Here is a 13509-nt window from a genome sequence, read left to right as displayed (position 1 = left end):
TCTTTTGAAGGCGACCAGTGATACTCAAAGAGGAGAGAAACGTTATGATTCACGGAATCGGCATAGATATTATAGAATTAAAAAGAATAGAGCGGCTGCTGGATAAAAACGAGAAGTTTGCAGACCGCATTTTTACAGATAAAGAAAAAGAGGTATTCCGCCAGCTGACCGGACAACGGCGGGTGGAGTATGCAGCCGGCCGCTTTGCTGCGAAAGAAGCTTTTGTAAAAGCTACCGGTACCGGCATTTCTGAAGCCTATGGGCTCCGGGATATCGAAGTACTCAACGAGCCGAACGGCCGTCCCGTGCTGTATGCAAAGGTAGAGGGCGTGCCGCAGGCGAAAATGCATGTGAGTATCTCCCACAGCAGGGAATGGGCAGCGGCCCAGGTTATTATAGAAGAGTAAGGATGTGGAAACATGAGAATTGTCACAGCAGATCAGATGCGCGAAGCCGACAGACTGGCGATAGAAGACATCGGAATGAAAGAAGAGCTTTTAATGGAAAATGCCGGCAGGGCAGCGGCCGCAAAGATCATGGAGCTGTATCCTAATATCCGGCGTGCGGCTGTTCTGGCGGGCAAGGGCAATAACGGCGGCGACGGCTATACTATAGCGAGAACGCTTGAAAACGTTGGAGTGCAGACGGACGTCTTTTCGATAAGTACCGACAGCCTGAAGGGGGCAGCTCTTTACCACCAGAAGCTGTACGAACAGTCAGGTTTTGCGGCGCAGGCGTTTGATGCTTTGGCTTTTCAGGCAGAGGCGTATGACATTCTTATTGACGCTATGCTTGGCACCGGCATTAAAGGGGAAGTGAAACCTCCTTTTGACAAGGCTGTACAAATGTTAGGTGAAACTGACAAACCGATTGTCTCCATAGATGTACCGTCCGGCGTTCCTTCCGGAGAAGAAGAGGTGCCTTCCTCCGCTGTAAAAGCGGACGTGACGATCATTCTGGAAAGTCCTAAACTGAGTGCTTATTTATTTCCGGCAAAAGACCACTACGGCCGGCAGGAGACGGTATCTATCGGAATGCCCCGTGCTGTATGGAAAAAAGCAGGCAGCGAAGCGGTAGAGTGGGGATTGGCCGAAACGGCCGCGTCGTTTCCTGAACGAAAAGAAAATGCGCACAAAGGCAGCCACGGCCGCGGTCTGTTGATCGGCGGATCAAGAAATATGGCCGGAGCTCCTGCGATTGCAGCCCTGGCAGCACTAGAAAGCGGCGCCGGCCTGTTAACAACGGCTGTGCCCGAATCGCTTATGTATACAACGGCCTCGCTGGTACCGGAAACGACCTTTTTAAGACTGCCGGAAAATGAGGGAGAACTGGCCGAAGCAAGCATTCGGGAGGATTTCGGGTTTGAACGCTATAATGCCGTAGCGATCGGTCCGGGACTGGGACGTTTGAATGAAGCAAAAGAAATCGTCAGACGGGCACTTGTGGAAACAACGGGGATATTAATACTCGATGCCGATGCCCTGTACTGGCTTCCGGAGCTGGAGCAGGAGCGGAAAGAAAGAACGGCACCACTTGTATTAACGCCGCACCCCGGAGAGATGGCCCGCATGGCCGGCACTACTCCGGGAGAGGTGAATAAGCGCCGTTTTTCTTTATCCAGGCAGTATGCCCGGGAAATGGAGTGTTTTCTTGTACTGAAAGGACCGAATACGATTTGTACAACCCCGGATGAAAAGCAGGCCGTATTGACAACCGGCAATGCCGGTCTTGCAAAAGGCGGTTCAGGGGACACCCTCACCGGCATCCTGCTCGGGCAGGTTATGCAGGGAGAAAACACCGGAGCCATGGTTAACAATGCCGTATTTCTGCACGGCCATGCAGCAGATCTGGCTGTTTGTCAGGAAGAAACAGATTACTCCCTGCGCGCATCCAAACTAGCGGCATATATTCCTAAAGCAATTAAAAGCGTGCAATTATTCCAAGACAGCAGGAGAAGATAAATATGGCCTTTCGAGAGCATTCTTATAGAGATACCTGGGTCGAAGTAGACCTCGGAAGCATTACGAGCAACGTCGAGCAGGTATTAAAAAGCACGGGAAACCAGCTGGATGTGATGGCGGTTGTAAAAGCAGATGGGTACGGGCACGGAGCTGTACAGGCGGCAAAAGCCGCCGTTCGTGGAGGGGCAGTGTTTTTAGGCACGGCGATTCTGGAAGAGGCACTGGAGCTCCGCGAGGCGGGACTTGATCTTCCTATTCTTGTGCTCGGCCGTACGAGGCCGGAAGATGCGGAGATGGCACGGCAGCACAATATCAGCCTTACCGTTTTTCAAAAAGAATGGCTCGAGGAAGCGTCAGCCGGCCTGAAACCGGGACAGGCGCTGTCGATTCATTTAAAAACGGATACCGGCATGGGGCGGATCGGCCTGCGCAGCAATGCGGAAATAACCGATTTTCTGGAATCGTTAACTTCACTGCCTGCTTTTTATCTGGAGGGGATTTTCACGCATTTTGCTACTGCCGATGAGCAGGAGACCGCTTATTTTTATAAGCAACATGAACGGTTTAAAGAAATCGTGGAGCTTGCCGGCGGAATTGTGAAACTGCCTCCATATATCCACTGCGGGAACAGTGCAGCGGGAATGAGATTTCCGGACCGCTGCTTTTCGATGTTCCGGTTCGGCATTTCAATGTATGGGTTAACGCCCTCCCCTGATATTAATGAGGAGCTGCCTTTTCCTTTGCAGCCGGCTTTTTCGTTGTACAGCCGGTTAGTGCAGGTCAAAAAAATCAGTCCCGGAGAAAGCATCAGCTACGGGGCGACTTACACGGCGGAAGCAGAAGAGTATATTGGAACGGTCCCGATCGGCTATGCGGATGGCTGGAACCGGCATCATTCCACAAATGGAGGCATTGTGCTCATCAACGGAGAAGAAGCGCCGATTGTCGGAAGGGTGTGTATGGACCAGATGATGGTGCGTCTCCCCGGACCGGCGGCGACAGGAACGAAGGTTACGCTGCTCGGAAAAGATCACGAAAAGGAAATCACCGTATTGGATGCAGCCCGGAGACTGGGAACCATTACCTATGAAATTCCCTGTATGATCAGCAAGCGCGTTCCGAGGAAATATATCAGCGGCAGGAGCTAAACTTTTGTAGGCGGGAGCCGATATAAACCATAATGAACATCAGGCCGAAACAGCTGTTTTCTCCGTCACAGCAGGAGTAGAGCGCACATGAAAAAAACGGTTTTGCAAACCGCTTCTACAAATGCTATTATATGAAGTAGGAAGTGAGCACAGTTGAGGTCTTACGCTGGAGGTGTGTGTGACATGTTTCAAAGGAACACCAAACAGATTAAGGTGAGTCTTCCGGAGTACCTTCTTAGTGAACTGGACGGCATTCTGGACCAGGGCAGGGAAAATCGGGATGATTTCATTCATCAAGCCACTGAGCTTTATTTGAGGGAATCTCAGCGCATTAAAGCTCGTGAATCGATGCAAAAAGGTTATGTAGAGATGGCGCAGATCAACCTGCACATTGCTTCAGAATCTTTCGTTGCAGAAGCGGAAGCCGAACATTCTATGGACACACGTTTAGTAAGCGGGGTATAAGCACTTATAATATTCTTTCACAATCTGTAAGACCTTAAACTTATCAATTTAATATTTTCATCGTCTGCATGCGGGAGTACCGGCTGTACATAAATAAATGTACAGCCGGTACTCCCGTTTTGTGCGGAGGCGGGCTTTAATTTGTTCTGCAAATCTGCTGCAAGGACTGGTATAATGAAAATTATACTCCAGTATACGGCAATATATTTGCGGTTGTCGTACAGACGTGAAATAATAGCAGTACTTGTGATAAAAAACGAAGCGTATGTATAAAAGGTAAAAGCTTCATAAGAACGTATTCTACTATACCCGGTCACAAAAAAATAATCATAATTATAGAAAAAGGAGAGCTTTCTCTTCCTCATCGATGAAAAAGCCAAGCGCTGTAAAAACAACAGCCTCCTTTCACATACCAGCAGACGGACTTGAAAAATAAATAAGAGCAATTAAAGTTCAAGTGGAGGAATTACTTATGCATGCAGCTGTTTTGGAAATGATTTATAATCAGCGGAACGAAATTAATGAAAACTGGTCGGAAAAAATGAATCAGGTGCGAAATGATGTATTTAAGGAAAAGGTACCCAAAACACTTTTTCAAAATACAAACGAAGAATTCGTTACCTTGATTTTTAATTCATTCGATGTAGAGCTGGAAGATGGACGCGCATTTTTACGCAGCTTTGCTGAAAAGCTTATTCGAATGGGATGGCCGTTAAGTTATTTTACCAAAGGAATGCAGACTTTCCGCCGGGTGGTGCTCGAGAGCATCAGCTCAGGGAGCGAGATTCCTTCCAAAAAAATGTACGAAACATTTTATGAAATTGAAGAGTGGGTCGACGAAATGGTCAATCAGCTCGTCGACGAATACTCCGGTTCCTGGGAAACGACGCTGCACCAGCAGCGTCTTGCTTTAAAGGAGCTGTCCGCGCCGCTCATTCCGGTATTTGATAACATCAGCGTCATGCCGCTTATCGGCACCATTGATACGGAGCGTGCCAAGTTGATTATGGAGAATCTGCTTGACGGCATTATCGAACACCGCTCCCAGGTGGTTCTTATTGACATTACCGGAGTACCGGTCGTAGATACGATGGTGGCCCATCATATTATTCAGGCGTCAGAAGCCGTACGGCTCGTTGGGGCAGAGTGTATTCTTGTAGGCATCCGGCCTGAAATTGCCCAGACGATAGTCAACCTGGGAATTGACCTGGGGAAATTCCCAACGAAGAGCAGTCTCCGTAAAGGAATTGAAACGGGCATGGAGCTGACAAAGCGCCAGATCATTAATGTGTAGATTGAATAAAGAGTATCTATGTACGGCAGAGCAGTTATAGAATGGAGGGTCCGACGTGCGAATTCCAATATTGAAGCTTCAGCAGTATCTGCTTATATCGGTTCAAGTAGATTTAGATGACCAGACCGCCCTTCAATTTCAGGAGGATCTGTTAAACAAGATTCACCAGGAAGGGTCTGCAGGGGTAGTTATTGACTTAACCTCAGTAGAAATGATTGATTCTTTTATAGCAAAAGTTCTAGGCGACGTCGTAGAAATGTCTAATCTTATGGGTGCCAGAGTAGTGATGACTGGAATTCAGCCGGCGGTTGCCATCACTTTAATAGATATGGGTATTATTTTGGACGACGTTCCTACCGCTCTAGACCTTGAACAAGGTTTGGAGAAACTTCAACAGGAACTGGAGGAATGAATATGAGTGTTCAATCCAGCGTTGAAGTGCATACAGAATGGGGCATTGTTTCGGCCAGGCAGGCCGGACGAAATCTTGCAAAAGAAATCGGATTTGGAAGTGTAGATCAGGCCCGTGTAACAACGGCGATATCTGAACTGGCAAGAAACATATACCTCTACGCGGAAAAAGGCGAAATTATTATAGAGACGATCGAACAGTATCACAGCAGCGGAGCTAAAAAAGGCATCAAAATCACAGCAAAAGACCGTGGTCCCGGAATCAAAAACATCCGCGAAGTAATGGAAGACGGATTTACAACGTCCGGCGGACTTGGAGCAGGACTGCCGGGTGTAAAAAGGTTAATGGATGATTTTGATATCGATTCTGTCGTTGGAGAAGGAACGGTTATAACGGCAGTTAAATGGCTCAGGTAAAGGAGGATTTAACACTTGGCTGATTCTTACAGTATCATGCAGGAACAATACCGGAAAATTCTTGTCACCTATTTGAAGGAAAAAAATGAACAGGGCTTGTATTATGCCCAGCAGTTCAGCAAAAAGGTGCTGGAAAATCAAATTTCACCTGAAGAAGTAGTGAGTCTTCATATAGAAGCAATTGAAGAATTGTTTCCTTACATGCCGGAAGGCGCAGTGGATTCATTTGAATTTCTGCTGGAGGTCATGATGGGGTACGGTCTCGCATACCGCGAGCACCAGAGCCTGAGGGATAAACAGCGGGAACTCGAAAACGAAATTAACGTGGCTGCAAGCATGCAGCAGACTTTTCTCCCTAAAGAGATTCCGTTTGTACAGGATCTTGATGTGGGCGTACTTAGTGTCCCTGCTTCGAAAATGAGCGGGGACTATTATCATTTTGTAAAAGATGAAAATGGATGCGTAGGCATGGCTATTGCCGATATTATCGGAAAAGGCGTCCCTGCGGCTCTTTGTATGTCCATGATTAAATATGCGATGGACAGTTATCCGGAACAGCGCCTGCAGCCGGGCGCTCTTCTGGAGAACTTAAACCGGGTGGTGGAACAAAACGTAGCGGCCAATATGTTTATTACAATGATGTACGGCTCCTACGACCCGCGTGTTCATCACTTTTATTATTCAGGCGCCGGACACGAACCCGGGTTTTATTATAACTATGCAGAAGACAGCTTTGATGAACTATCGGCAAAAGGCGTTGTTTTAGGAATCCGCAGAGACAGCAGCTTTCTGGAATACCATAAAAAAGTAGAGCCGGGCGATTTTATCGTTCTGTTATCCGACGGGGTAACCGAATGCAGAACCGATGACGGATTTATCGAGCGCGAAGAAATCACCAACCTGATCCGCGATTATAAACACCTTCCGGCCCAGGAGCTTGTGGAAAATGTATTCTATCAGCTCGAGAAGCTGCAGGGGTTCCAGCTGCGCGATGACTTTACGCTGATCATTATCCGCCGGGAGGTTTAATAGAAAATAAAAGCGGGAACTAATAAATGGATAAGATCATTCGATAAACCATTCATTTTATTACAATTATAGATATAATCGGCAAAAAGGAAACAGGAGGAAATATACTATGAATTTAGATATCAAAACCGAGCAGTCCATAGGAGAAACCGTCCTATATATAGAGGGGGAAGTAGATGCTTATACGGCCCCTCAGCTGAAAGAAGCTATTGAACCATTAACAGAAAAAGACGGAGAGTCCGTTACGGTAGATCTAACGAATGTAAGTTATATCGACAGCACAGGGCTTGGCGTCTTTGTCGGCGCTTTAAAGTCATCAGAAGCAAACAACAGCAGGCTTCGTCTTGTTGGACTTAATCAAAGAGTGATGAGACTTTTCTCCATTACAGGCCTGGACGAAGTGATTGACATCGAAGAGGGGAAAAAGGAGGGAACGCAATAATGACTGATCATGCAGATAATTTTGAAATGAAAGTTCCTGCCAAAGCGGAATATGTTGGCGTTGTCCGTCTCACAATCTCGGGAATTGCAAGCAGAGCAGGATACTCATACGATGATATTGAAGACATGAAAATTGCAGTAGCAGAAGCCTGTACAAATGTTGTGAATCATGCTTACGAAAAATCAGGGTATATGCTTCTTTCCTGTGTTATCCGCGAAGACCGCATCCAAATCATTGTGGCAGACCGGGGTGAAAGCACAGAGGTGAGCAACCTGCTTGAAAACATCGGACCTATCGACAGTTCCAAGCCTGTTTCAGAATTAAAGGAAGGTGGCCTGGGACTCTTCCTTATTGATACCTTGATGGATAAAGTAGAGATCAGCAATGAATCAGGTGTTGCGATCGTTATGACCAAGTTCCTTCATAGAGATGGGGTGGAGCAGCATGTCAACGGAATCCCGACCTCAGCAGACAAACAAGAACAGGGGCAGAAACAATAAAGACAATACCCATGTATATGAGTGGATTGAAGAATTTCAAACTAACCGCAACGAAGAAGTGCAGACAAAGCTTGTTCTTCATTATGAATCGCTTGTTCAGTCGCTTGCTAGAAAATTCTCCCGCGGCCAGGATCATGATGATGACCTCTACCAGGTAGGTATGATCGGTCTGCTTGCAGCACTGCGCAGGTTTGACCACTCATTTGACCGCAGCTTTGAATCATTTGCTGTCCCAACGATTGTCGGCGAGATCAAACGGTTTATCCGTGACAAAACGTGGAGCGTTCATGTACCGCGCCGCATAAAAGAACTTGGCCCAAGAATCAAAAAAGCAGTAGAAGAGCTGACGAGTGATCTCCAGCGTTCCCCGCAGGTGGATGAAATCGCCGCTTACCTTGAAGTGTCAGTAGAAGAAGTACTGGAAACCATGGAAATGGGGAAAAGCTATCAGGCCCTGTCGGTGGACCGTTCTATTGAAGCGGATCAGGAAGGCAGTGCCGTTACACTTCTGGATCTTGTAGGGGCAACCGATGAAGGCTACGAAAAAACTGATCAGCAGCTCCTGCTTCAAAAAGCATTCACTGTTCTGACTGAGCGTGAGAAAGAAATTTTGAAATGTACGTATTTCGAAAATTTAAGTCAGAAAGAAACGGGAGAAAAGCTTGGAATTTCCCAAATGCATGTATCGCGGCTTCAGAGAAGAGCGCTTCAAAAACTGAGAGATTCCATTCGAACAGAGCCTTCGGAGTGTCTGTGATGATTGAGAGCAGAACGTATGACAAAGTGAAAACCGTTGTGTACCAAAAAGAAAAAGAAGGAAACCGCCTGTGCGGGGATTCTTTCATGATGATAGAAACAGAGGATTACTTTCTATGTGCAGTAGCTGACGGACTGGGGAGCGGAGAATATGCTTTTAAGTCTTCTGATATTGCGATGGAAATTCTCCGGAACCATCATGAGTGGACCGTTCCGGATCTGATGGATGAGTGCAATCGGCATTTGTGCGGAGAACGCGGAACGGTTATCACTATTCTTAAAGTATTATTTGATGAAAACAAAGTAGTATACGGCAATATTGGGAACATCGGCTCGTTTATAGCAGCAGATGACCAGAAAGCCCATCGTCCGCTTCCGGCACCCGGTTTTTTATCAGGCCGGAAATTCCATTATCGCCTGGAGCACTATTATTATAAAAAGAATCTGCACTTTATTCTACATTCCGATGGGATTTCCATAAGCCAGGAAGAGTATAATTGGATGATAGATCTTCGGTCTGCCGATGTATCCATGAGATATTTAGCAGAGAAGAGCCAGAAAACCAAGGATGACCGCACGGTATTAATAGGGTCATTATATGAATCTTGAGTCCTTCCTGCCAAACAGAAAGGCTCTTTTTTTTATCCGGAAACAAGGCCGGTTTGGGATAGCCGGGCCTTCATGTTATAGTAATGAGGCTGAAGAGATCTTACATATTGAACGAAAAGGAGTTTCTTATATATGACGAAACAAGACCAGCTTGTAACGAAACTTTCCACCTCCCTTTCCATGCAGGAAAAATGGGTGCGTAATATTATTGAACTGCTGGAAGAAGGAAATACAGTACCGTTTATTTCGAGATACCGGAAAGAACAGACAGGCAGCGCAGATGAAGTGCAGATTAAAAATGTTCAGGACGGCTGGGAATACACAAGACAGATGCAGCAAAGAAAAGAAGAAGTCTCCCGTCTGATTGAAGAACAGGATAAGCTGACGCCGGAACTTAGAAAATCTATTGAAGCTGCGGAAAAACTGCAGGAATTAGAAGATATTTACCGTCCGTACCGCCAGAAAAGAAAAACAAGGGCAACATCGGCAGCGGCCAGAGGCCTTGAGCCGTTAGCTTCTTATCTCTTTGCTCTGCCAAAAGAAGGCAGTCCGGAAGAAGAAGCAAAAAAGTATGTGTCCGAAGAGCAGGATGTAGAAAATGTCGAAGCCGCCCTGCAGGGAGCACGTGATATTATAGCGGAATGGGTGTCGGACAATCCATCCATCCGCAAAGAACTGCGCGAGCAGACGTTCCGCCACGGTCTGCTTTCCTCCAAGCTGAAAAAAGGAGCAGTCGACGAAGCCGGGACGTATGAAATGTACTATGAGTATCAGGAAGCAGTTCGTAAAGTACCGTCCCATCGTATTTTGGCGATGAACCGCGGGGAAAAAGATAAAGTGGTAAAAGTTTCTGTTTCGATAGAAGAGGAACGTGCGCTTCAGATGATAGAAAAGAAAATCGTGAAACGATACGGCTCACCGGCGCTTGAACATGTAAAAGCCGCCTATGAAGACGCATATAAGCGGCTGATTGCACCGTCTATCGAGCGGGAAATCCGCAATGAACTCACGGCAAAAGGTGAAGAACAGGCCATTCACATTTTTTCAGAGAATCTAAAGCAGCTATTGCTGCAGCCGCCGATGAAAGGCAAAGTAGTGCTTGGGCTGGATCCAGCCTACCGGACAGGCTGCAAAATCGCGGTTGTGGATGCGAACGGAAAGCTTCTTCACGTAGGGGTTATCTATCCCGTTCCGCCGGTCAATAAAGTAGAAGAATCTAGAAAAGTGCTGAAAGAGCTGCTTAACAAGTACAGCGTGGAAGTGATTGCGATCGGCAACGGAACGGCTTCCAGGGAAACGGAAGAGTTTGTAGCGGAAGCCATTACGGAATGGGATCATGATGCGGCCTACCTGATAGTTAACGAAGCAGGGGCGAGTATTTATTCAGCCTCGGAAGTGGGCAGAGAAGAATTCGGCGATCTTTCCGTGGAGCAGAGAAGCGGTGTGTCGATTGCAAGAAGACTTCAGGACCCGCTGGCAGAGCTCGTTAAAATTGATCCGAAATCAGTTGGAGTGGGCCAGTACCAGCATGATGTGACACAGTCAAAGCTGAACGATTCTCTTGCATTTGTTGTGGAAACGACGGTAAACAAAGTCGGGGTCAATGTAAACACGGCGTCCCCGAGCCTTTTAAAATATGTGTCCGGTCTCTCGAAAGCAGTAGCGGGCAATATCATTAAGTACAGAGAAGAGAATGGCAGCTTCACAAGCCGTGCGCAGCTCAAGAAGGTCCCAAGACTCGGGAGCAAGGCTTATGAACAGGCCGCCGGATTTATGCGTATTATCGATGGGAAAGAACCGCTCGATAAAACGGCGATTCACCCGGAAAGCTACAAAACCGCCAAAGCGCTGCTTGCCTCTATAGATGCATCGGCGGCCGAAGCGGGAAGCCCTGAGCTTATTGAGAAGCTCTCCGGACTTTCCATCAAAGAGTCCGCGGAAGCATTGGATGCCGGGGAGCCGACTATCCGGGATATTATCGAAGATTTAAAGCGGCCGCTCCGGGATCCCCGGGAAGACCTGCCCAAGCCTATTTTGAAAAAAGGCATTATGAGAATGGAAGATCTGGAAGAGGGGATGGAGCTTCAGGGAACCGTCCGCAATGTAGTAGACTTCGGGGCTTTTGTCGATATTGGTGTGAAGCAGGATGGACTGGTACACATATCAAAAATGGCCAAGCGATTTATTAAACACCCGATGGAAGCAGTCTCAGTTGGAGATATTATTCCGGTCTGGATAGACAGCGTGGATTCAAAAAAAGGAAGAATTGCCTTGACGATGATTGAACCAACCAAATAAACTGGAAAGAGCGCCTGGCTGCAGGCGCTCTTTTTTGATAGAAAGGCGGGAGCAGATGAACAACGAGGACCTGCAGAAGCTCGCAGAGGACATTTCCATTTCTCATTTTGACCGGCCGTTTCTTCATCGGTGTATATTTAACGGCAGGCTCCGCACAACCGGAGGCCGCTATATGCTGCAGAGCCATAACATCGAAATGAACCCAAAGCATTACCAGATACATGGGCGTGAGGAATTAATTTCAATCATCAAACATGAACTCTGCCACTATCATCTTCATATAGAAGGAAAAGGCTATCGGCACCGGGATGCAGATTTTAAAAAGCTTCTTGCAGAAACAGGGGGAGCCCGGCACTGCAGAGCAGTGGACGAAAAAGAGGAGGTATACAAGCACAAATACCGATGCATCAGGTGCGGAAGCCTCTTTTACAGGAAGCGGCGCATCGATACATCGAAGTATGTATGCGGCGGATGCAAAGGGAAATTAAAAAAAGTTTCCTAAATCGCTTGACCTTATTTTGTATGCTGTGGTACATTATAAAAGTCGCTTGAGAGCAACCGGCAAAAACGCTGGTAACTGCCTCTGTAAAGCCATTTAAAATAAATAAATATTCTATTGACATCATATGCGCTATCATGTAAACTACTGAATGTCGCATCAAAATAATGCACATTCCACAGTAGCTCAGTGGTAGAGCTATCGGCTGTTAACCGATCGGTCGCAGGTTCGAATCCTGCCTGTGGAGCCAATGGAGAAGTACCCAAGTGGCTATAAGGGGCTCCCCTGCTAAGGGAGTAGGTTGTGTAAACGGCGCGAGGGTTCGAATCCCTCCTTCTCCGCCATGATTCGGCCCGTTGGTCAAGTGGTTAAGACACCGCCCTTTCACGGCGGTATCACGGGTTCGAATCCCGTACGGGTCACCAATAATGGAGGATTAGCTCAGCTGGGAGAGCACCTGCCTTACAAGCAGGGGGTCGGCAGTTCGATCCTGTCATCCTCCACCATTCACTCTTTATCATTAAATGGTCCGGTAGTTCAGTTGGTTAGAATGCCTGCCTGTCACGCAGGAGGTCGCGGGTTCGAGTCCCGTCCGGACCGCCATTTAAATTATGTTCCTTTGAAAAATATCAACTAATGTATTATAATGGCTAACTAGGAAGCATTACTTCCTTAATATTGGGCTATGGCCAAGCGGTAAGGCATCGGACTTTGACTCCGTGATGCGCTGGTTCGAATCCAGCTAGCCCAGCCACTTATTTGCGGGTGTGGCGGAATTGGCAGACGCGCTAGACTTAGGATCTAGTGTCTTTATGACGTGGGGGTTCAAGTCCCTTCACCCGCACCATTTTATTTACCTTATACTTAAAACAATGTTTGCGCGGTCGTGGCGGAATGGCAGACGCGCTAGGTTGAGGGCCTAGTGGGAGTTAAATCCCGTGGAGGTTCAAGTCCTCTCGACCGCACCATATAAATATTATCGGGCGCCCGTAGCTCAACTGGATAGAGTATCTGACTACGAATCAGAAGGTTAGAGGTTCGAGTCCTCTCGGGCGCACCATTTCTTTTAATAAATTTCATACGAATGATTATATACGCTTAAATGATAAATCTTGATTAAGATCAAAGCATAGAGTAATAACGATATGCTTTTATTTTTTTCGAAAACGGGAAGTAGCTCAGCTTGGTAGAGCACTTGGTTTGGGACCAAGGGGTCGCAGGTTCGAATCCTGTCTTCCCGACCATTTATGCGGGCGTAGTTTAGTGGTAAAACCTCAGCCTTCCAAGCTGATGATGTGGGTTCGATTCCCATCGCCCGCTCCATTATTTAATCTGATAATTTCATATTACAGGAACTGCTCTTTTTTTATGCCTGCAGTTAATGTAGAAACCATTCTCAGAATAAAGAATGGGCCTGTAGCTCAGCTGGTTAGAGCGCACGCCTGATAAGCGTGAGGTCGGTGGTTCGAGTCCACTCAGGCCCACCATATAATGCTTGACAAACTGTACTCATATTTGGTACATTAGAGATCTTCCCCACACAACAATTGGTGGAAGAGTGTCCTTTGAAAATGGAATGAAAACAACGCGCGAAATATCAAGTCGCGGCAGGCAAGGCCTGCTGCGCAATGTAAGACCAGCATGACCTAAGCATCAACTTTCATGGAGAGTTTGATCTTG

14 protein-coding genes and 12 tRNA genes are annotated in these 13509 nt (G+C 47.0%); all 26 read left to right on the top strand.

The features are described from left to right. The first annotated feature begins 44 nt into the window (after positions 1-44). The 26 genes from acpS (at position 45) to AC5W2J_RS11780 (ending at position 13316) form a co-directional block, all read left to right on the top strand. Positions 45-407: a holo-ACP synthase gene (acpS, locus tag AC5W2J_RS11905; protein WP_496059679.1), complete on the top strand. Its 363-nt coding sequence runs from the start codon at positions 45-47 to the stop codon at positions 405-407. Between the two features lie 12 nt (positions 408-419). Further along, positions 420-1961 (top strand): NAD(P)H-hydrate dehydratase, encoded by a 1542-nt coding sequence (locus tag AC5W2J_RS11900; protein ID WP_496059678.1) that lies wholly within the window; start codon positions 420-422, stop codon positions 1959-1961. A 2-nt stretch (positions 1962-1963) separates the two neighbouring features. After that, positions 1964-3109, top strand: a complete 1146-nt coding sequence (gene alr, locus AC5W2J_RS11895) for an alanine racemase (protein WP_496059677.1) — start codon at positions 1964-1966, stop codon at positions 3107-3109. Between the two features lie 183 nt (positions 3110-3292). Next, complete coding sequence (locus AC5W2J_RS11890) at positions 3293-3574, top strand: antitoxin (RefSeq protein WP_252311160.1); 282 nt, start codon at positions 3293-3295, stop codon at positions 3572-3574. A 472-nt stretch (positions 3575-4046) separates the two neighbouring features. Next, a complete protein-coding gene (locus tag AC5W2J_RS11885) occupies positions 4047-4868 on the top strand; it encodes an STAS domain-containing protein (RefSeq protein WP_496059676.1) in 822 nt (273 codons plus the stop codon). A 55-nt stretch (positions 4869-4923) separates the two neighbouring features. Further along, positions 4924-5280 carry an STAS domain-containing protein gene (locus AC5W2J_RS11880; protein ID WP_120192689.1) on the top strand — a complete coding sequence of 119 codons (357 nt, stop codon included), beginning with the start codon at positions 4924-4926 and terminating at the stop codon, positions 5278-5280. A gap of 2 nt (positions 5281-5282) precedes the next feature. Then, a complete protein-coding gene (locus AC5W2J_RS11875; RefSeq protein ID WP_120192687.1) occupies positions 5283-5696 on the top strand; it encodes an anti-sigma regulatory factor in 414 nt (137 codons plus the stop codon). Between the two features lie 15 nt (positions 5697-5711). Further along, complete coding sequence (locus AC5W2J_RS11870; RefSeq protein WP_496059675.1) at positions 5712-6725, top strand: PP2C family protein-serine/threonine phosphatase; 1014 nt, start codon at positions 5712-5714, stop codon at positions 6723-6725. A gap of 109 nt (positions 6726-6834) precedes the next feature. Continuing rightward, entirely contained in the window at positions 6835-7167 is a 333-nt protein-coding gene (locus AC5W2J_RS11865; RefSeq protein WP_496059674.1) for an STAS domain-containing protein, read from the top strand. Continuing rightward, positions 7167-7667, top strand: coding sequence for an anti-sigma B factor RsbW (gene rsbW / locus AC5W2J_RS11860; RefSeq protein WP_496059673.1), 501 nt, complete (start codon positions 7167-7169; stop codon positions 7665-7667). Before AC5W2J_RS11865 ends, rsbW begins: the two co-directional genes overlap by 1 nt. Beyond that, positions 7612-8424: an RNA polymerase sigma factor SigB gene (sigB, locus tag AC5W2J_RS11855; RefSeq protein WP_496059672.1), complete on the top strand. Its 813-nt coding sequence runs from the start codon at positions 7612-7614 to the stop codon at positions 8422-8424. Before rsbW ends, sigB begins: the two co-directional genes overlap by 56 nt. Beyond that, positions 8424-9032 (top strand): PP2C family serine/threonine-protein phosphatase, encoded by a 609-nt coding sequence (locus AC5W2J_RS11850; RefSeq protein ID WP_496059671.1) that lies wholly within the window; start codon positions 8424-8426, stop codon positions 9030-9032. The genes sigB and AC5W2J_RS11850 overlap by 1 nt, the downstream gene beginning before the upstream one ends. Before the next feature lie 132 nt (positions 9033-9164). After that, positions 9165-11330, top strand: a complete 2166-nt coding sequence (locus AC5W2J_RS11845) for a Tex family protein (RefSeq protein WP_496059670.1) — start codon at positions 9165-9167, stop codon at positions 11328-11330. Between the two features lie 55 nt (positions 11331-11385). After that, positions 11386-11832 carry a SprT family protein gene (locus AC5W2J_RS11840; protein WP_496059669.1) on the top strand — a complete coding sequence of 149 codons (447 nt, stop codon included), beginning with the start codon at positions 11386-11388 and terminating at the stop codon, positions 11830-11832. Positions 11833-12004: 172 nt separating this feature from the next. Then, positions 12005-12079: transfer RNA gene (locus AC5W2J_RS11835), tRNA-Asn, on the top strand. Positions 12080-12081: 2 nt separating this feature from the next. Next, positions 12082-12173: transfer RNA gene (locus AC5W2J_RS11830), tRNA-Ser, on the top strand. A gap of 6 nt (positions 12174-12179) precedes the next feature. Further along, positions 12180-12254 (top strand) — tRNA-Glu (locus tag AC5W2J_RS11825). Between the two features lie 5 nt (positions 12255-12259). Beyond that, positions 12260-12335 (top strand) — tRNA-Val (locus tag AC5W2J_RS11820). Positions 12336-12355: 20 nt separating this feature from the next. Further along, a tRNA-Asp gene (locus AC5W2J_RS11815) sits at positions 12356-12432 on the top strand. A gap of 76 nt (positions 12433-12508) precedes the next feature. After that, positions 12509-12583, top strand: a tRNA-Gln gene (locus AC5W2J_RS11810). 7 nt (positions 12584-12590) lie between these two features. After that, positions 12591-12676: transfer RNA gene (locus AC5W2J_RS11805), tRNA-Leu, on the top strand. A gap of 33 nt (positions 12677-12709) precedes the next feature. Then, positions 12710-12797: transfer RNA gene (locus AC5W2J_RS11800), tRNA-Leu, on the top strand. Positions 12798-12812: 15 nt separating this feature from the next. Further along, a tRNA-Arg gene (locus tag AC5W2J_RS11795) sits at positions 12813-12889 on the top strand. A gap of 107 nt (positions 12890-12996) precedes the next feature. Next, positions 12997-13073 (top strand) — tRNA-Pro (locus AC5W2J_RS11790). Positions 13074-13078: 5 nt separating this feature from the next. Continuing rightward, positions 13079-13152, top strand: a tRNA-Gly gene (locus tag AC5W2J_RS11785). Positions 13153-13239: 87 nt separating this feature from the next. Next, positions 13240-13316: transfer RNA gene (locus tag AC5W2J_RS11780), tRNA-Ile, on the top strand. Positions 13317-13509 lie beyond the last annotated feature (193 nt).

Source organism: Sinobaca sp. SA16-1 (assembly GCF_059510515.1).
This window is presented reverse-complemented; position numbering and strand designations above follow the sequence as displayed.

What these genes read in the sequence shown, in the direction of transcription:
- acpS (WP_496059679.1), top strand. Translation starts at nt 45, where the DNA reads ATGATTCACGGAATCGGCATAGATATTATAGAATTAAAAAGAATAGAG.
- AC5W2J_RS11900 (WP_496059678.1), top strand. Translation starts at nt 420, where the DNA reads ATGAGAATTGTCACAGCAGATCAGATGCGCGAAGCCGACAGACTGGCG.
- alr (WP_496059677.1), top strand. Translation starts at nt 1,964, where the DNA reads ATGGCCTTTCGAGAGCATTCTTATAGAGATACCTGGGTCGAAGTAGAC.
- AC5W2J_RS11890 (WP_252311160.1), top strand. Translation starts at nt 3,293, where the DNA reads ATGTTTCAAAGGAACACCAAACAGATTAAGGTGAGTCTTCCGGAGTAC.
- AC5W2J_RS11885 (WP_496059676.1), top strand. Translation starts at nt 4,047, where the DNA reads ATGCATGCAGCTGTTTTGGAAATGATTTATAATCAGCGGAACGAAATT.
- AC5W2J_RS11875 (WP_120192687.1), top strand. Translation starts at nt 5,283, where the DNA reads ATGAGTGTTCAATCCAGCGTTGAAGTGCATACAGAATGGGGCATTGTT.
- AC5W2J_RS11865 (WP_496059674.1), top strand. Translation starts at nt 6,835, where the DNA reads ATGAATTTAGATATCAAAACCGAGCAGTCCATAGGAGAAACCGTCCTA.
- rsbW (WP_496059673.1), top strand. Translation starts at nt 7,167, where the DNA reads ATGACTGATCATGCAGATAATTTTGAAATGAAAGTTCCTGCCAAAGCG.
- sigB (WP_496059672.1), top strand. Translation starts at nt 7,612, where the DNA reads ATGTCAACGGAATCCCGACCTCAGCAGACAAACAAGAACAGGGGCAGA.
- AC5W2J_RS11850 (WP_496059671.1), top strand. Translation starts at nt 8,424, where the DNA reads ATGATTGAGAGCAGAACGTATGACAAAGTGAAAACCGTTGTGTACCAA.
- AC5W2J_RS11845 (WP_496059670.1), top strand. Translation starts at nt 9,165, where the DNA reads ATGACGAAACAAGACCAGCTTGTAACGAAACTTTCCACCTCCCTTTCC.
- AC5W2J_RS11840 (WP_496059669.1), top strand. Translation starts at nt 11,386, where the DNA reads ATGAACAACGAGGACCTGCAGAAGCTCGCAGAGGACATTTCCATTTCT.